Below are 17,931 nucleotides of genomic sequence, written 5' to 3'. Positions count from 1 at the left end.
CCTTTGCAACTCCCCTGCCTGAATCAGTGATTACGGATGTATTCGTCCATATCGGTTTTCAGGTTGTCGGACTTGGTGCCGAAGATGGCCTGCACACCGGAGCCAGCGACGACTACGCCGGCTGCGCCCAGTTTCTTCAGGCCCGCCTGGTCAACTTTGGACACGTCGGCCACGCTGACGCGCAGACGGGTGATGCAAGCATCCAGGTTAGTGATGTTTTCTTTGCCGCCGAAGGCCTGAACCAGCGCCGCGGACATTTCGGAACCGCCCTGCGCAGTCTGCTCGGCAGCGGTGTCTTCACGGCCTGGCGTTTTCAGATCCAGCTTGGCGATCAGCACGCGGAAGATGGTGTAGTACACCAGACCGTAGACGATGCCGACGATTGGGAACAGCCAGATTTTGCTGCTGTTGCCGCTCAGTACGATAAAGTCGATCAGGCCGTGCGAGAAGCTGGTGCCGTCACGCATGCCCAACAGGATGCAGATTGGGAACGCCAGGCCGGCCAGGATAGCGTGGATCACATACAGGATCGGCGCGACGAACATGAAGGAGAACTCGATCGGCTCGGTGATACCGGTCAGGAACGAGGTCAACGCGGCGGAGATCATGATGCCGCCGACTTTCGCGCGGTTTTCCGGCTTGGCCGAGTGCCAGATGGCGATGGCCGCAGCAGGCAGACCGTACATTTTGAACAGGAAGCCGCCGGACAGTTTGCCCGCAGTTGGGTCGCCCGCCATGTAGCGAGGGATGTCGCCGTGGAACACCTGGCCCGCCGCGTTGGTGAACTCACCAATTTGCATTTGGAACGGTACGTTCCAGATGTGGTGCAGACCGAACGGCACCAGAGCACGCTCAACCACGCCGTAAATGCCGAAGGCTACAACCGGGTTCTGATAAGCCGCCCACTGCGAGAAGGTCTGGATAGCCGTACCGATCGGCGGCCAGATGAAGGACAGCACTACGCCCAGAACGATCGCCGCCAGACCGGAAATGATCGGCACGAAACGCTTACCGGCAAAGAAGCCCAGGTATTCCGGCAGTTGAATGCGGAAGAAGCGGTTGAACATATAGGCCGCGATGGCGCCGGAGATAATCCCCCCGAGCACGCCGGTATCCGCCAGGTGTTTGGCCGCAATCTCTTCAGCCGGCAGGTGCAGCACCAGCGGCGCAACCACCGCCATGGTTTTCACCATGATGCCGTAAGCCACCACCGCCGCCAGCGCGGAAACGCCGTCGTTGTTGGTGAAGCCCAAGGCGACGCCGATGGCGAAAATCAGCGGCATGTTGGCGAAGACCGAACCGCCCGCTTCCGCCATCACGTGGGAGACTACCGCAGGTAGCCAGCTAAAGTTGGCGGAGCCGACGCCCAGCAGGATACCTGCGATAGGCAACACGGACACCGGCAGCATGAGCGATTTACCTACTTTTTGCAGGTTTGCAAATGCGTTCTTGAACATAGTTGAGTGTGCTCCTGAGTAATAATGCTTTGCTACTTCTTGTCGCGATACGTCGCGCTGCAAGGGGGGGAGAAAAACCCCTGCAATTCAGGGTGTCTGAGCACCCCTTGAATTTATTACGCAGAGTAAAATAAATAGCCTGCGCAATGTTTGATGACAATCACGTTTCGATGATCGAGCCGCGGTAACTTTGCATAAACCGGCTGTTTTTTGGCAAAACAGAACAAAAAACGCGCACCAACCACCTTGAAACGGGAGGGAACCTTACCCGTTTCAGTGATTAATTACGAGCTTAAAAAAAATTACGCAGACAATGACCTACAGCTATAGCCTAGGTCAAAGATCACAGATCGAGGTGAAATAAGCGTGAAAAGTTGGCAGTGGTGGCTTCGGCCAGCTGTTCCAGGCTAACGCCCTTCAATACCGCCATGTATTCAGCCACATCGCGCACATAGGCGGGTTGGTTTTCTTTGCCGCGATGCGGCACCGGCGCCAGGTAAGGCGAGTCGGTTTCCACCAGAATGCGATCCAGCGGCACATAGCGCGCTACTTCACGCAGCTGTTCGGCGTTGCGGAAGGTCACGATGCCGGAGAAAGAGATGTAAAAGCCCAGATCCAGCAAAGCTTCGGCCGTGGCCAGATCTTCGGTGAAGCAGTGCAGCACGCCGCCGCAGTCCTGTGCGTTCTCTTCACGCAGGATCGCCAGCGTATCCGCGCGCGCATCGCGGGTGTGGACGATCACCGGCTTGTTCAGCTCCCGGCCAATGCGGATATGCTCGCGGAAAGAGTCCTGCTGCAGCTCAAGGTTGTCCTTCTGGTAGAAGTAATCGAGCCCGGTCTCCCCCAGCGCCACCACCTGCTCCGCCGCCGCCAGGCGACGCAGCTCGGCGTAATCATAGCCCTCTTCCAGATTGAGCGGATGCACCCCGCACGAGAAGGCCACGTCGTTGCGCTGGCCGATCAGTTCGGTCATGGAGCGGTAGCCCGGCAACGTGGTGGCGACCGCCAGCACATAGCCGACGTCGCGCGCTTTGGCCTTGGCCAGCGCATCGTCCACATTCTGGTGCAGCGTCTGATAATCCAGACTGTCAAGGTGGCAATGAGAATCGACTAACAACATAATTTTTAACTCTTTAACTTTACAGCGAGTGAGGGTGGGAATAGCCGGCGGCGCCAAGCATCTGTTCCCAGCGAAGTAACTGTTCGGTCAGCAGCAGCTCGCGATTGACGCCCACCACGCTGAGCAACTGATGGCGGCAGTTCAGCCACTGCTGCACGATCTGTTGCAACGAGGCGCTGCTCAGCAGGCTGGCCAACTGATGCACCAGCGGCTGCTGATCCTGATTCAATACATAGTGATGTGCACCCTGTTGCCACTTCATGGCGTCCACCAGCAGCGCGCACAGCCAGTGCAGGCGCTCGGCGACGTCTTCATGGTTCAGCACCGGCAACATCGACAGCATATCGCGCTGCGGCAGCGCGGCGCTCAACGCGGCGCACAGCGCACTGCGCTGCTGCCACTGCTGCGGCTGCAACAGCTGTTCGGCGGCCAGCGGCGCGCCGTCGTGCAGGCGCAGCGCCGTGAGGCGGTCCGTCTGAGAGCCGGCCGCCTGCCGGCTCAGCCACTGCAGGCTGAGCTGCTCCTCCGGGCTGGCCAAATGCCAGTACAGGCAGCGGCTGCGCAGCGTCGCCATCAGCCGCGACGGCTCAAGGCAACCCAGCAGAAAATAGGTTTTCTCCGGCGGCTCTTCCAGCGTTTTAAGCAGCGCGTTGGCCGCCGCCTCGGTCAGCTGTTCCGCCTGCGGCAGCCAAATCACCTTGGCGCCGCCCTGCTGCGCGTGGGCATACAGCGTTTCAATCACCTGGCGGATCGGTTCGATGCCCAGGCTGCTCTTGCCCTTTTCCGGCGCCAGCACGTGATAATCCGGGTGGTTGCCCGCCAGCATCAGCCGACAGCTGTGACACTCGCCGCAGCTTTTTTCACCGTTGCGCTGCTGACAGATCAACCAACGGCTCAGGCCGTAGGCCAGCGCGTCGTCACCGTTGCCCGCCGCCGCGTGCAGCAGCAGCGCATGATGGCCGCGGCCCTCGGCGTACTGCCCAATCAGTTGGCGATAAGGGCCATTCAGCCACGGGTACCAGTTCATTATGCGCCTTCCTGCTGCCGCAGCCAGCGGCAGACGCAGTCGCGGATCGCCGCAGTCACCTGCTCCAGCGGCTGGGCCGCGTCAACGGTGACGATCGTTTCATCCTGCGCCGCCAGCTCGAGATAGCGCGCGCGGGTGCGTTCGAAGAACGGCAGCGCCTCCTGTTCGATACGATCCAATTGGCCGCGCGCCTGCGCGCGTTGCAGGCCGACCAGCGGCGGCAGATCGAGATAGACCGTCAGGTCCGGGCGGAAATCGCCCAGTACGGTGTCGCGCAGCGAGGCCATCAGCTGCGGATCCACGCCACGGCCGCCGCCCTGATAGGCTTGTGAAGAGAGATCGTGGCGATCGCCCACCACCCAGGCGCCACGCGCCAGGGCGGGTTTGATCACGGTTTCCACCAACTGCACGCGCGCAGCGTACAGCATCAAGACTTCGGCCTTGATGGTCGGCAATTCGCCGTCGATGCCGCGCTTGAACAGATCGCGCAGTTTCTCCGCCAGCGGCGTACCGCCAGGTTCACGGGTGAAGACGATGTCGCTGACGCCGTGTTCGCGCAACACATTGACCACCGTATCGCGCGCGGTGGTTTTACCCGCGCCTTCCAGCCCTTCGATAACAACGAATTTACTTTTCATTCTTTTCCTTTAACGCCTGACGGTACACGCGCACCGCCTGGTTATGACTCGCCAGATTGGTGGTGAAGGTATGCCCACCCTTGCCGTCAGCGACAAAATAGAGATAAGGCGTTTTGGCCGGATTGGCGGCCGCCTGCAACGAGGCCTCACCCGGCATGGCGATCGGCGTTGGCGGCAGGCCGGCGATCACATAGGTGTTATAAGGCGTCGGCGTCTCCAGATCCTTGCGCGTGATGTTGCCATTATAGCTTTCGCCCATGCCGTAGATCACCGTCGGATCGGTCTGCAGACGCATGCCGATACGCAAGCGGTTGACGAACACCGACGCCACCTTGCTGCGCTCTTCCGGGACCGCGGTCTCTTTCTCGACGATCGAAGCCATGGTCAGCAGCTCCTCCGGCGTTTTGTACGGCAGGCTGGTGTCGCGGCCGGCCCAGGCGGCCTGCAGCGCTTTGTTCATGCGCACGTGTGCGCGTTTGAGCAGCGCGATGTCGCTCATGCCGGCGGTATACTGGTAGGTATCCGGGTACAAATGCCCTTCCGGGGTTTCTCCTGCAGCAATGCCGAGCGCTGCGGCAATCTCCGCTTCGCTCTTGCCCGCCAGGGTGTGTTTCAGGTATTTGGACTGCTGCAGCACCTGCTGCCAATCACGCAGGCGTGAGCCTTCGATAAAGCGTGCGGTGAACTGCGCCTCTTTGCCGCTGGCCAACAGTTTCAGCATCTGGCGCACCGTCATGCCCGGCGTGAACCGGTAGGTACCGGCTTTAAACTCCGCCAGCTCCGGCTCCAGCTTCAGTAGCCACTGGAACCAGCGCCCGTTGTGCACCAGTTTATCGCGTACCAGTAGCCCTTCCAGCGCTACCCGGCCGGTGCCGGCCGGCAGTTTGAAGATGGTTTCTTGCTGGATAGCCAGCGGCGTATCGGCAAAGCGTTCGATCTTCTGGTAGCCCCAAAACAGCAGCGCTAATACCAGAACAACAATAACAGACAGGACCTTCAGCTTTCTTTTCTTCATCAATCAGCCATGGTTAACAGTGTGGACGCAAAAAATCATACAGCTGGCGCGAAGCATAACGCCATGATTGCGCAGCGTTTACCGGCAGCAGCGGCATCAGCGCATTGCTCACCAGCACTTCGTCGGCATCGGCCAGCGTCTCCAGCGGTTCACTGACGCAATGCAGACGGTATTCCGAGCCCGCCAGCAGCGCGATCACCCGCCGCCGCATCAGGCCCGCGACGCCGGCCTGGCTCAGATCCGGGGTAAATACCGCTTTTCCCTTACGCCAGAACAAATTAGCCGCACAGCATTCCACCAGCATACCGGCAGTGTCAAGCACCAGCGCCTCGTCGGCGGCCGTCTGGTCAAGATGCGCGCGGATCAGCACCTGCTCCAGGCGGTTCAAATGCTTCAACCCCGCCAGCAGCGGATTGCGCGCCAGCGCCACCGGGCTGAGCGCAAGCGTGATGCCCTGCTCGCGCCACTGCAAATAGTGCGCAGGGTAGCTGCTGCGGGCGACGATGCGCGTCGGGTTTTCGCACCCCGTCGGGCTGTAACCCCGCCCGCCGCTGCCGCGCGTCAGTATCGCTTTGACCACGCCGAGCGGAATTGATTCGGCCGCCAGCGCCATCTCCCGCTCGAAAGCCAGCCAATCTGTGGCAGGCAGCATCAATCGCTGCGCCGCTTGCTGCAACCGCTCCAGATGCCAGGGCAGCAGCTCGATTTTACCGTCGATAACCCGGGCGGTAGTAAAGCAGCCATCGCCGAACTGCAGGCCGCGATCGCTCGGCGCCAGCGCATCGTGGCGTTGTCCGTTAATCCAGTACATGCTTCCTCCTGTTGCCGGGTTATTTCATTACGCTCGCAGGATAACAGGCGGCGAGACGATACGCAGCCCCGCCGGCGGCCAAACGGCAGGCGTAAAAAAGCCCGGTTAAAAAACCGGGCTTTTCGTCAGCTATCCACAGCGCGAGTTATACTCGGCGGAAGATCAGCGAGCCGTTGGTGCCGCCGAAGCCGAAGGAGTTACACAAGGTGTACTCCATATCGCTGACCTGGCGCGCTTCGTGAGGCACGAAGTCCAGATCGCAACCTTCATCCGGGTTATCCAGGTTGATGGTTGGCGGTACCGCCTGATCGCGCAGCGCCAGCACGGTGAAGATGGACTCGATCGCGCCCGCCGCGCCCAACAGGTGGCCGGTCATCGATTTGGTCGAGCTCACCAGCACACGCTCTGCATCGGCGCCGAACACGGATTTCACCGCCTGCGCTTCCGCCTGGTCGCCCGCCGGCGTAGAGGTGCCGTGTGCGTTGATATAACCGATTTGTGACGGGGTCACACCGGCGTCAAGCAGGGCATTTTCCATCGCCAGCGCAGCGCCTGCGCCGTTTTCCGGTGGCGACGTCATGTGATAAGCATCGCTGCTCATCCCAAAGCCAACCACTTCGGCGTAGATTTTCGCGCCGCGTTTTTTCGCATGTTCGTACTCTTCGAGCACCATCATGCCAGCGCCGTCGCCCAGCACGAAGCCGTCGCGGTCTTTATCCCACGGACGGCTCGCCGCCTGCGGGTTGTCATTACGGGTGGACAGGGCGCGCGCTGCGCCAAAGCCGCCGACGCCCAATGGGGTGCTGGCTTTCTCTGCCCCACCGGCCAGCATCACGTCAGCATCATTGTAAGCAATGATACGCGCCGCATGGCCGATGTTGTGCACACCTGAAGTACAGGCGGTGGCGATGGAAATGCTTGGGCCACGCATGCCGTACATGATTGTCAGGTGGCCTGCAATCATATTCACGATGGTGGATGGCACGAAGAACGGACTGATTTTCCGTGGGCCACCGTTAACCAGTGAACTGTGGTTTTCTTCAATCAAACCCAGGCCGCCGATGCCGGAACCGATCGCGGCTCCAATGCGGGTGGCGTTAGCCTCGGTGATGTCCAGACCTGCATCCTGCATGGCTTGCATGCCGGCAGCGATACCGTACTGGATAAAGGCGTCCATCTTGCGCGCATCTTTGCGAGAGATGAAATCCTCAGAATTAAAATTCTTTACCAGGCCAGCAAACTTGGTCGCATAGGCAGTGGTATCGAAATGGTCGATCAGGCTGATGCCACTCTGACCGGCAAGAAGAGCGTTCCACGTGGACTCTACCGTATTGCCGACAGGAGACAACATGCCCAGTCCGGTCACAACTACTCGACGCTTAGACACGTTTGTCCTCCAGGGAGGGAAAAATATGACACTAGGGATAGAAAAAACTTAGGCGGTCGAACGACCGCCTAGATATGTTCTCTTACTGCTGGCTAGCGTTGATGAAATCAATAGCTGCCTGAACAGTAGTGATCTTCTCAGCTTCTTCGTCTGGAATCTCGGTGTCGAATTCTTCTTCCAGTGCCATTACCAGCTCAACGGTGTCAAGAGAATCAGCGCCCAGATCTTCAACGAAAGAAGCGTTGTTCAAAACTTCTTCCTGTTTAACACCCAGTTGCTCAACAATGATTTTCTTAACGCGTTCTTCGATAGTGCTCATACTCTTAAATTTCCTATCAAAACTCGCTTTCGCGATGGTTTTCGTAGTGTATAAAATGCTGAAAAAGATGCAACTAAATCCCGGCTGGTCAAACCACGATTTTACGCTATTTTGCGGTTTTTGCCTCAAATAACGCAAATGGTTTTCACATTTTTTAAATCATGTACATGCCGCCATTGACATGTAACGTTTCACCGGTGATATAGCCGGCCTCATCAGAGGCCAAAAATGCAACAGCGCTGGCGATTTCTTTAGCATCGCCCAGCCGGTTGGCTGGAACTGATGACAAAATGCCTGCGCGTTGATCATCTGTCAACGCCCGTGTCATGTCCGTCTCAATAAAGCCAGGTGCCACGACGTTGACCGTAATGCCACGAGAAGCAACTTCACGTGCCAAAGATTTGCTAAAACCAATCAGACCGGCTTTAGCCGCCGCGTAGTTCGCCTGCCCTGCGTTCCCCATGGTACCGACAACGGAACCGATGGTGATGATACGGCCAAACCGCTTTTTCATCATAGCGCGCATTACCGCTTTTGACAGGCGGAATACGGAAGTCAGGTTGGTGTCGAGGATATCCTCCCACTCATCATCCTTCATACGCATCAGCAGGTTATCACGCGTGATGCCGGCATTATTCACTAAAATGTCGATTTCGCCAAATTCGGCACGAATCGATGCCAGCACGCTGTCGATAGATTGCGCATCAACAACGTTCAACATAAACCCTTTGCCGTTTGCGCCCAGGTAGCCGCTGATCGCTTCAGCGCCACTCTCACTGGTCGCGGTGCCGATCACTTTGGCGCCGCGTGCTACAAACGTTTCTGCAATGGCTCGGCCAATACCGCGGCTCGCGCCGGTGACCAGAACGATTTTACCTTCGAAGCTCATCATTTTCCTCTTTATTGTTCAAGCGCCGCCGACAGGCTGGCGGTGTCGTTCACCGCCGCAGCCGTCAGGGTGTCAACAATACGTTTAGTCAGACCGGTCAGCACTTTGCCCGGCCCCACTTCCAGCAGCGACGTCACTCCCTGTGCTGCGATAAATTCTACGCTCTCGGTCCAACGCACCGGGCTGTAAAGCTGACGCACCAGCGCGCTGCGGATCGCTTCAGGATCGTTTTCGGTGCGTACGTCGACGTTGTTCACCACCGGCACCTGCGGCGCGTTGAAGGTGATGTCCTGCAGCGCCACGGCCAGCTTGTCGGCGGCCGGTTTCATCAGCGCGCAGTGCGAAGGCACGCTCACCGGCAGCGGCAGCGCACGTTTGGCGCCGGCGGCTTTGCAGGCGGCGCCTGCACGTTCAACCGCTTCTTTATTGCCGGCGATAACCACCTGGCCCGGCGAGTTGAAGTTGACCGGAGAAACCACCTGCCCCTGCGCGGACTCTTCGCACGCCTTGGCGATCGCGTCGTTGTCCAGACCGATGATGGCGTACATCGCGCCGGTGCCTTCCGGCACCGCTTCCTGCATCAGCTTGCCGCGCAGCTCGACCAGACGGATCGCCGCCTTGAAGTCCAGCACGCCGGCGCAGACCAGCGCCGAGTACTCGCCCAGGCTGTGGCCCGCCATCAGCGCAGGCGCTTTACCGCCCTGCTGCTGCCACACGCGGAAAATCGCCACCGAAGCGGCCAACAGAGCCGGTTGGGTCTGCCAGGTTTTGTTCAGTTCTTCCGCCGGACCTTGCTGCACCAGCCGCCACAGGTCGTAACCCAGGGCGGAAGATGCCTCGCCGAAGGTTTCTTCGACGATCGGGAACTGGGCGGCCAACTCGGCCAGCATGCCAACGGTCTGCGACCCCTGGCCCGGGAAAACAAAAGCAAATTGCGTCATTTTTTCTTCCTGTCCAAATCAGAAACGAACCAGCGCCGAGCCCCAGGTAAAGCCGCCGCCGAAGGCTTCCAACAGCACCAGTTGACCACGCTGAATTCGCCCGTCGCGCACGGCTTCGTCCAGTGCGGAAGGCACCGAGGCGGCAGAGGTGTTGCCGTGACGATCGAGCGTCACCACCACTTTGTCCATCCCCATGCCCAGTTTTTTCGCCGTTGCGCTGATGATGCGCAGGTTGGCCTGGTGCGGCACCAGCCAATCCAGCTCGCTGCGGTCCATGTTGTTGGCCTGCAGCGTCTCGTCGACGATGCGCGCCAGCTCGGTGACCGCAACCTTGAAGACTTCGTTGCCCGCCATGGTGACATAGGCCGGCTTGTCTTGATTCTGGCGATCCTTATATGGCAGCGTCAGCAGGTTGCCGTAGCTGCCGTCGGCATGCAGATGGGTAGACAGAATGCCCGGCTCTTCAGACGCCCCCAGTACCACCGCCCCTGCGCCATCACCAAACAGGATGATGGTGCCGCGATCTTCAGGATCCAGCGTGCGTGACAACAGATCTGCGCCGATCACCAACGCATGTTTGACCGCGCCGTTTTTCACGTACTGATCGGCCACGCTGAGCGCGTAAGTAAAGCCGGCGCAGGCCGCAGCCAGATCGAACGCCGCGCAGTCTTTGATACCCAGCATGTCTTGCACCAGGCACGCCGCGCTCGGGAACGCGTGCGTATTCGTGGTGGTCGCCACCACGATCAGCCCGATGTCTTCTTTAGCCACACCTGCCATTTCCAGCGCTTTTTCAGCGGCCTGGAAGCTCATCGTCGCAACGGTTTCATCCGCGGCGGCGATGCGACGTTCGCGGATACCGGTACGCGTGACGATCCACTCGTCAGAGGTATCCACCATTTTTTCCAAATCAGCATTGGTGCGCACTTGTACGGGCAAATAACTCCCCGTACCGAGAATCTTTGTATACATGTACGATCAGTCACTCTTAGGTAATACAGCCTCAAGGCGCGCAGCAATCCTTTCCGGGACTTGCCGCTGCACCGCCTGCACAGCCTGTTCGATTGCGACTGCAAACGCGTGAGGGTTCGCAGCGCCGTGGCTCTTGACTACGGTGCTGCGCAATCCTAACAGACATGCGCCATTATACTGGTCGGGGTTCAGGTGGCCGAACCGCTTAACCACCCGTTTTTGCAACCAACGGCCCAACAATTTCAGCCACCACGCTCGCTTGTTTCCGTCGCCGGACGATTTCAGCAGCGATAAGAACACCCTGACCACCCCTTCCATGGTTTTCAGGGTGACGTTGCCCACGAAGCCATCACAAACCAACACGTCGGTCTTGCCGGTGAGCAGTTCGTTTCCCTCCAGGTAACCAATATAGTTGATTGCCGGAGTATTTTTTAGCACAGCGGCCGCTTCGCGGATATTATCCAGGCCTTTGGTCTCTTCTTCGCCAATATTCAGCAGCGCCACCCGCGGTTGCGCAATGCCGATCACCTCTTCCGCCATCACCGCACCCATCACGGCAAACTGCACCAGCATGGTGCTGTCGCACTCAACGTTGGCGCCCAGATCCAGCACCACGGTTTTGCTGCGTTGCTGGTTCGGGATCGCCGTCATCAGCGCCGGGCGCTCGATGCCTTCCAGCGGCTTGACCAACAGCTTCGCCAATCCCATCAGCGCACCGGTATTGCCGGCGCTGACGCACCCCTGCGCGTTGCCGCTGCTGAGCTGTTCGAGCGCAATGCGCATCGACGTGCCGCGACTGGCGCGTATCGCTTGTGAAGGTTTGGCGTCGCCGGCGATCACGGACTCGGCGGGCACGACTTGCAGACGCTCCAGAAGAACCGGATCGGCGTGGGCAAGCAAGGGAGAGATGACGTCGGGATTGCCGACCAGCAGGAGATGAAGCTGTAAATTAGAGGCCAGTGCCTGCAACGAAGCAGGCACTGTGACGCAGGGACCGAAGTCCCCGCCCATTGCATCTAACGCCAGGGTTAGACGAGTCAAGGTATCGCTACTTAGCCGATAACCTTGCGACCGCGGTAGAAACCGTCGGCAGTGATGTGGTGACGACGGTGAGTTTCACCGGATACTTTGTCTACAGACAGAGTAGTCGTGGTCAGAGCATCGTGAGAACGACGCATGCCACGCTTGGAACGGGTTGGTTTATTCTGTTGTACGGCCATGGACCTTACTCCTCAATTACTTACGCTTTAAACTGGCTAATACGGCAAACGGATTCGGTTTCTCCGCCTCGGGAGGCAGTTGGCCGAATACCATGTCCGCTTCGGACACTTCACAGTGTTCAGATTCATGTACCGGAACGACAGGCAGTGAAAGAATAATTTCGTCTTCAATCATTGCCAACAGATCGACTTCGCCAAACTCGTCAACTTCGATCGGTTCGTACGCTTCCGGTAATGCCTCAGCCTGCTCATCATTGACGACCGGGCTAAAACAATATGTTGTGTGAACCTGATGTTCGAACGGGACTCCACAGCGTTGGCACATCAACGTTACCGTGACGTCCGCATGCCCTGTTATCACCGCGAGGCGTTGATTGTCGATATTGAACGACAACGACACCTCGACATCACTGTCCACACTGACCACGGAGTCGGCAACACGAGTAACCTGCTCAGGCGCATAGACACCAGCATAGTCCAGGCGTTTCTGAGCGGTACGTACCGCATCAATGGTCAAGGGTAATTTTACCTTTTGCATAGGGCGCGCATATTAACTTTGTAACGACATAGAGTCAAAGAAAAAGGCCGTAAAACGGCTCCTTTCACCAATATTCGCTTCCACAGCGGCCGACAGTTTAAAATGCCGTACCCATTTACGCTACGGTTTGCGAAAAAAATTATGCAGAGATTGCTTTTAGCCTCCACCTCCCCCTATCGAAAAATGCTGCTGGAGAAGCTGCAGCTGCCGTTCGACTGCGCCGCACCGGAGGTGGATGAAACCCCCTTGCCCGGCGAAAGCGCCGAAGCGCTGGTGCTGCGCCTGGCGGCGGCGAAGGCTCAGGCGTTGGCCCTCGCCTATCCCGAGCATCTGATCATCGGCTCCGATCAGGTCTGCGTGATCGATGGCAACATCACCGGCAAGCCCCATACCGAGGAAAACGCCCGCGCGCAGCTGCGGCAGGCCAGCGGCCAGGCCGTGACTTTCTATACCGGCCTGGCGCTGTACAACGGCCGCAGCAAGCAGCTGCAAGCCTTGTGCGAGCCGTTTCACGTGCATTTTCGCGCGCTAAGCGAAGCGGAGATAGCCGCCTATGTGCGTCTGGAGCAACCGCTGAACTGCGCAGGCAGTTTCAAGAGCGAGGGATTGGGGATCGCGCTGTTCGACAGGCTGGAAGGCCGGGATCCGAACGCCCTGATCGGCCTGCCGTTGATCGCGCTGTTGGACATGTTGCGAGCTGAAGGCATCAACCCGCTGGTGTGACGCAGATTACTTGGCCGCCTGCCGGCGCAGCACCTGCAGGCAGTGGCGCAGTTCTTCGTCCATCGGCGCTTCGATGCGCATCGTTTCGCCGGTGGCCGGATGCTCAAAGCGCAGCGCCGCAGCGTGCAGGAACAACCGCTTCAGGCCGGTGCCCGCCAGTTGACGATCGAACTCGCGATCGCCGTAGCGATCGTCAAAGGCGATCGGGTGCCCGGCATGCAGAGTGTGCACGCGGATCTGGTGAGTACGCCCGGTGATCGGGCTGGCCTTCACCAGGGTGGCGAATTCGTAACGCTCTTCTACCTTGAAGCGGGTTTCCGAAGGCTTGCCTTCGCTATTGACACGTACGATACGTTCGCCGCTTTGCAGAATATTTTTCAGCAGCGGCGCCTGTACGGCCTTGCAGTGCGATTGCCACTGGCCGCGCACCAGCGCCAGATAATCCTTCTGCATGCCCTTCAGCCGCAGTTGCTCATGCAGCGAACGCAGCGCGGAACGCTTCTTGGCCACCAACAGCACGCCGGAGGTATCGCGATCCAAACGGTGCACCAGCTCGAGGAAGCGGGCTTCCGGGCGCAGCGCGCGCAGCCCTTCAATCACGCCGAAGCTCAGGCCGCTGCCGCCGTGCACCGCGGTGCCGGAAGGCTTGTTGAGGATCAACAGGTGGTCGTCTTCATACAGAATACAGTCGGCCAGCGCCGCCACCTTATCCAGCTTGGCCGACACCGGCGTCTCTTCGCGCTCGGCCACCCGCACCGGCGGCACGCGCACCACGTCGCCGGCCGCCAATTTGTATTCAACCTTGATGCGCCCTTTATTGACCCGCACCTCGCCTTTGCGCACGATGCGATAAATCATGCTCTTCGGTACGCCTTTCAGGCGAGCGAGCAGAAAGTTGTCGATTCTCTGACCGGCTTCGTCGTCGGAAATCGTGATGAATTGTACTGCTGGATTATTCGTTTTCATGGTGCGGGATTCTAAATAGAGCGCGTGAATAGCGCCACATCTTTTTCTGTGCTTAACTGTCTCTCTGACGGCGGGCGAAACCCCAGCGGACAATAAGGCAGCAAGCCGATTTGAACGTTTGCGATTTCTTCCGCAGTTAAGGAAAAGTCACCTTGCTATAACGGCATCAGCAGTGGAATAATGCAGTCACTTTCCGCGTTGATTCTCGTTAAACAGGGAAAACGGTGGAATTATAAAATTTGTCTGATCGCGCAAAAACGCAGCAATGGCGTAAGACGTAATGCGAAATCAAACAATTAGCGGGCTGCGGGTTGCAGCTTGGCCGGCAAATGGAATCAGATCTGTCGACGTAAATCAGAGGCTATTCCCCTAGTAAAAGTGCTGTCTTTCACAAAGAAAAGCAGGCTTACCGAGATAATGCGCCCCTATGCAGGCGACAACCGTGAGGTTGACGACTTTGCGAGAAGACACGGGGCTTTCGGTTTAACTCCGGCCATGAGGTTATTTTGCCCGCAGCTTTGTCGATAATGTAAAAATAACGAGTAAGTTAAGATGAAAAGAATGTTGATTAACGCAACTCAGCAGGAAGAGTTGCGTGTTGCCCTCGTAGATGGACAGCGGCTGTATGATTTGGATATCGAAAGTCCGGGTCATGAGCAGAAAAAAGCGAATATTTACAAAGGCAAAATCACCCGCATTGAACCAAGTCTTGAAGCAGCGTTCGTGGATTACGGCGCAGAACGACATGGTTTCCTCCCCCTTAAAGAAATCGCCCGCGAATACTTCCCTAGCAATTACTCTTCCCATGGTCGCCCAAACATCAAAGATGTGCTGCGCGAAGGCCAGGAAGTCATTGTTCAGGTAGACAAAGAAGAACGTGGCAACAAAGGCGCCGCCTTGACCACCTTCATCAGCCTGGCGGGCAGCTATCTGGTGTTGATGCCGAACAACCCGCGCGCCGGCGGTATTTCTCGCCGCATCGAGGGTGACGATCGCACCGAGCTGAAAGAAGCGCTCTCCTCGCTGCAGCTGCCGGACGGCATGGGCCTGATCGTTCGCACCGCGGGCGTAGGCAAATCCGCCGACGCGCTGCAGTGGGATCTTTCCTTCCGTCTGAAGCACTGGGAAGCGATTAAAAAAGCCGCCGAAGGCCGCCCTGCGCCGTTCCTGATCCACCAGGAAAGCAACGTTATCGTGCGCGCCTTCCGCGACTACCTGCGCCCGGACATCGGCGAAATCCTGATCGACAACCCGAAAATTCTCGATCTGGCCAAAGAGCACATCGCTGCGCTGGGTCGCCCGGATTTCAGCAGCAAAATCAAACTGTACAGCGGTGAAATTCCCCTGTTCAGCCACTACCAGATCGAATCGCAGATCGAATCCGCCTTCCAGCGCGAAGTGCGCCTGCCGTCCGGCGGCTCGATCGTCATCGACAGCACCGAAGCGCTGACCGCCATCGACATCAACTCCGCGCGCGCAACCCGCGGCGGCGATATCGAAGAGACGGCGTTCAACACCAACCTGGAAGCGGCGGACGAGATCGCTCGCCAGCTGCGCCTGCGCGACCTCGGCGGCCTGATCGTCATCGACTTCATCGACATGACGCCGGTACGCCACCAGCGCGAAGTGGAAAACCGCCTGCGTGACGCCGTGCGCCAAGACCGCGCGCGCATCCAAATCGGCCGCATCTCCCGCTTCGGCCTGCTGGAAATGTCGCGTCAGCGCCTCAGCCCGTCGCTGGGCGAGTCCAGCCACCACGTGTGCCCACGCTGTAACGGCACCGGCACCATTCGCGACAACGAATCGCTGGCGCTGTCCATTCTGCGCCTGATCGAAGAAGAAGCGCTGAAGGAAAACACCAAAGAAGTTCACGCTATCGTGCCGGTTCAGGTCGCTTCGTACCTGCTGAACGAAAAGCGCGAATCCGTCAGCGCGATCGAAAAACGCCAGGGCGGCGTGAAAGCCGTCATCGTGCCGAACGATCAGATGCAAACCCCGCACTACTCGGTGCTGCGCGTGCGCAAGGGCGAGGAAACCTCTACCCTCAGCTACCTGCTGCCGAAGCTGCACGAAGAAGACATGGAGCGCCCGCTGGAAGATGCGCCGATGGAACGCAAGCGTCCGGAGCAACCGGCCCTGGCTTCCTTCTCGCTGTCCGCCGATGCGCCGCCGCCGGCTGAAGAGCCCGTCGCCGTGACCAAACCTGTCGCTGCCGCCGCCAAGGCGAAAGCCGCAGCGCCGGTCGCCGCCAAGCAGGGCTTCCTGGGCCGCCTGTTCGGTGGTCTGAAGAGCCTGTTCGCCGGTGAAGAACAACCTGCCGTCGAAGAAGCCAAACCGGCCGAAACGCCGAAAGCGGAAGGCAACGGTGAAAACCGTCGTCAGGATCGTCGCGGTCAGCGCCGCCAAGGCACCGGCCGTAAAGAGCGCGGTGAGCGTGGCGATCGTCCTGAACGCGGCGAGCGTAAAGAGCGCGGTGAAGGCCGTGACAATCGCGAGCGCGACAACCGTGAACCGCGTGAGAACCGTGAAGGCCGTGAATCGCGTGAGTCCCGCGATGAGCAGCGTCGTAACCGCCGCAACCAGCAGCAGAACGCGCCGGTAGCGGAGGAAACCACTTCGGAAGAAAGCGCTAAAGCACCGCGCGAAGATCAGCAGCAACGCCGTGAGCAGCGCGCTGAACGCCAGCGTCGCCGTCAGGAAGAGAAACGTCAGGCTCAGCAGGAAGTGAAAGCGCTGGAAAGCGTTGAAGCGGTCGAGAGCACCGACGAAGAGCAGGAAGAACGTCAGCAGCAGAACATGCAGCGCCGTCAGCGCCGCACGCTGACGCAGAAAGTGCGTATCCTGTCTGCCGAAGAAGAGCTGCAGCGCGCAGCGGAAGAGCTGTTGGCGCCGAAAGCGCCGGTATCGAAAGCCGAAGACGCGCAGCCGACCGCCGACGACAGCGTCAAGCTGCTGCCGGAAACCGTTGCCGCACAGCCGGAAGACGATGCCCAGGGCGAAAGCCGCGGCAACGGCGAAGGCATGCCGCGCCGTTCCCGTCGTTCACCGCGTCACCTGCGCGTCAGCGGCCAGCGCCGCCGTCGTTACCGCGATGAGCGTTACCCGCTGCAATCCCCAATGCCGTTGGCGGGCGCGTTCGCTTCGCCGGAAATGGCATCGGGCAAAGTCTGGGTAAGCTACCCGGTCGCTCAGGTTGAAGAAGCCGAAGTGCAGACCGAAGCCGTAGAGCAGGCACCGGTTGTCGCCGCAGCGGTTGAACAACACAACGTTGCCGTGGAAGAAACCCAGGCCGCGGCCAGCGTCAACGAACCGGCACCAGAAGCCGCCGTTGAAACTGCCGCCGTCACCGTAACGGAAGAAGCTGCAGCCGTAGCGCCTGTCGTTGCTATCCCGGCCGAGGAAACCCCGGCGCCGGCGGAAGCCGCGGTTGAAGAGCCGAAAGTGGAAGAGACTGCCCCGGCAGTGGAAGCCGAGCCGGTAGTTGAAACCGTTGCTGCAGAGCCTGTAGTTGAAGCTAAGTCGGTCGAGGACGAGCCTGTGGTCGAAACTGCGCCGGTAGAAGCCACGCCAGCGAAAGAAACGCCAGTGGTAGAAGCTGCACCTACGGCGGCGGCCGTGGAAGCCGCTCCGGTGGAAACAGCCCCTGCGCCAGTGGTTGCTCAGCAGCCGGCGCCGGTGAAAGCCGTGCAGAACGTGCTGTACAAACACATCGCCACTGCACCGATGACCAAAGCGCCGGCACCAGCCTATGTACCGGAAGAACGCAAGCACAGCGACTGGCAGCGCCCTTCCTTCAACTTCGAAGGCAAAGGCTCCGCAGGCGGCCATTCGGCGGTGAGCCAGGCAACCGCGCCGGCCACCAAACCGCAGCCGGTTAACGAATAAGTTAATCTGCACCCCTAAAAAAA

Annotated in this window: 17 protein-coding genes; 2 read left to right on the top strand and 15 right to left on the bottom strand. The window is 59.1% G+C overall.

Annotated features, from left to right (window positions below; all coding sequences use genetic code 11):
* Positions 1 to 23: 23 nt before the first annotated feature.
* The 14 genes from ptsG to yceD form a co-directional block, all read right to left on the bottom strand.
* Entirely contained in the window at positions 24 to 1,457 is a 1,434-nt protein-coding gene (gene ptsG, locus GT753_RS05275; protein ID WP_016928184.1) for a PTS glucose transporter subunit IIBC, read from the bottom strand.
* A 343-nt stretch (positions 1,458 to 1,800) separates the two neighbouring features.
* Complete coding sequence (locus tag GT753_RS05270; RefSeq protein ID WP_076740341.1) at positions 1,801 to 2,577, bottom strand: metal-dependent hydrolase; 777 nt, start codon at positions 2,575 to 2,577, stop codon at positions 1,801 to 1,803.
* A 19-nt stretch (positions 2,578 to 2,596) separates the two neighbouring features.
* Positions 2,597 to 3,604 carry a DNA polymerase III subunit delta' gene (gene holB, locus GT753_RS05265; protein WP_160125331.1) on the bottom strand — a complete coding sequence of 336 codons (1,008 nt, stop codon included), beginning with the start codon at positions 3,602 to 3,604 and terminating at the stop codon, positions 2,597 to 2,599.
* A complete protein-coding gene (gene tmk, locus GT753_RS05260) occupies positions 3,604 to 4,242 on the bottom strand; it encodes a dTMP kinase (protein ID WP_015377455.1) in 639 nt (212 codons plus the stop codon). The genes holB and tmk overlap by 1 nt, the downstream gene beginning before the upstream one ends.
* Positions 4,232 to 5,257, bottom strand: coding sequence for an endolytic transglycosylase MltG (gene mltG, locus GT753_RS05255; RefSeq protein ID WP_015377454.1), 1,026 nt, complete (start codon positions 5,255 to 5,257; stop codon positions 4,232 to 4,234). The genes tmk and mltG overlap by 11 nt, the downstream gene beginning before the upstream one ends.
* A gap of 13 nt (positions 5,258 to 5,270) precedes the next feature.
* Positions 5,271 to 6,068, bottom strand: coding sequence for an aminodeoxychorismate lyase (pabC, locus tag GT753_RS05250; protein ID WP_015377453.1), 798 nt, complete (start codon positions 6,066 to 6,068; stop codon positions 5,271 to 5,273).
* 145 nt (positions 6,069 to 6,213) lie between these two features.
* The gene (gene fabF, locus GT753_RS05245) at positions 6,214 to 7,455 is read right to left on the bottom strand and encodes a beta-ketoacyl-ACP synthase II (RefSeq protein ID WP_004928734.1); all 1,242 of its coding nucleotides are present in this window, start codon (positions 7,453 to 7,455) and stop codon (positions 6,214 to 6,216) included.
* Positions 7,456 to 7,537: 82 nt separating this feature from the next.
* Positions 7,538 to 7,774: an acyl carrier protein gene (gene acpP / locus GT753_RS05240; RefSeq protein ID WP_004719003.1), complete on the bottom strand. Its 237-nt coding sequence runs from the start codon at positions 7,772 to 7,774 to the stop codon at positions 7,538 to 7,540.
* Between the two features lie 154 nt (positions 7,775 to 7,928).
* Positions 7,929 to 8,663, bottom strand: coding sequence for a 3-oxoacyl-ACP reductase FabG (fabG, locus tag GT753_RS05235; RefSeq protein ID WP_004928729.1), 735 nt, complete (start codon positions 8,661 to 8,663; stop codon positions 7,929 to 7,931).
* Between the two features lie 11 nt (positions 8,664 to 8,674).
* Complete coding sequence (gene fabD, locus GT753_RS05230) at positions 8,675 to 9,604, bottom strand: ACP S-malonyltransferase (protein ID WP_021504915.1); 930 nt, start codon at positions 9,602 to 9,604, stop codon at positions 8,675 to 8,677.
* Positions 9,605 to 9,622: 18 nt separating this feature from the next.
* Complete coding sequence (locus GT753_RS05225; RefSeq protein WP_004928723.1) at positions 9,623 to 10,576, bottom strand: beta-ketoacyl-ACP synthase III; 954 nt, start codon at positions 10,574 to 10,576, stop codon at positions 9,623 to 9,625.
* Between the two features lie 6 nt (positions 10,577 to 10,582).
* Positions 10,583 to 11,617, bottom strand: a complete 1,035-nt coding sequence (gene plsX, locus GT753_RS05220; RefSeq protein ID WP_004928717.1) for a phosphate acyltransferase PlsX — start codon at positions 11,615 to 11,617, stop codon at positions 10,583 to 10,585.
* 11 nt (positions 11,618 to 11,628) lie between these two features.
* Positions 11,629 to 11,796, bottom strand: coding sequence for a 50S ribosomal protein L32 (gene rpmF / locus GT753_RS05215; RefSeq protein WP_004927778.1), 168 nt, complete (start codon positions 11,794 to 11,796; stop codon positions 11,629 to 11,631).
* Between the two features lie 16 nt (positions 11,797 to 11,812).
* Positions 11,813 to 12,334 (bottom strand): 23S rRNA accumulation protein YceD, encoded by a 522-nt coding sequence (gene yceD / locus GT753_RS05210; RefSeq protein ID WP_004927780.1) that lies wholly within the window; start codon positions 12,332 to 12,334, stop codon positions 11,813 to 11,815.
* A 141-nt stretch (positions 12,335 to 12,475) separates the two neighbouring features.
* On the opposite strand from yceD, the gene GT753_RS05205 reads away from it, so the two are divergent.
* Positions 12,476 to 13,057 (top strand): nucleoside triphosphate pyrophosphatase, encoded by a 582-nt coding sequence (locus tag GT753_RS05205; RefSeq protein ID WP_004927784.1) that lies wholly within the window; start codon positions 12,476 to 12,478, stop codon positions 13,055 to 13,057.
* 6 nt (positions 13,058 to 13,063) lie between these two features.
* On the opposite strand, the gene rluC is transcribed toward GT753_RS05205, so the two are convergent.
* On the bottom strand, positions 13,064 to 14,023 hold the full coding sequence (gene rluC / locus GT753_RS05200; protein ID WP_015377448.1) for a 23S rRNA pseudouridine(955/2504/2580) synthase RluC: 960 nt from the start codon (positions 14,021 to 14,023) through the stop codon (positions 13,064 to 13,066).
* A gap of 552 nt (positions 14,024 to 14,575) precedes the next feature.
* Between rluC and rne the strand changes: the two genes are divergently transcribed.
* Positions 14,576 to 17,908 carry a ribonuclease E gene (gene rne / locus GT753_RS05195; protein ID WP_160125330.1) on the top strand — a complete coding sequence of 1,111 codons (3,333 nt, stop codon included), beginning with the start codon at positions 14,576 to 14,578 and terminating at the stop codon, positions 17,906 to 17,908.
* Positions 17,909 to 17,931 lie beyond the last annotated feature (23 nt).

This window comes from Serratia sp. Z4 (assembly GCF_009900725.1).
Taxonomy (GTDB): Bacteria; Pseudomonadota; Gammaproteobacteria; order Enterobacterales; family Enterobacteriaceae; genus Serratia; species Serratia nematodiphila.
The sequence above is the reverse complement of the archived record's forward strand: the minus strand, read 5'-3'. Positions and strand labels throughout refer to the sequence as shown.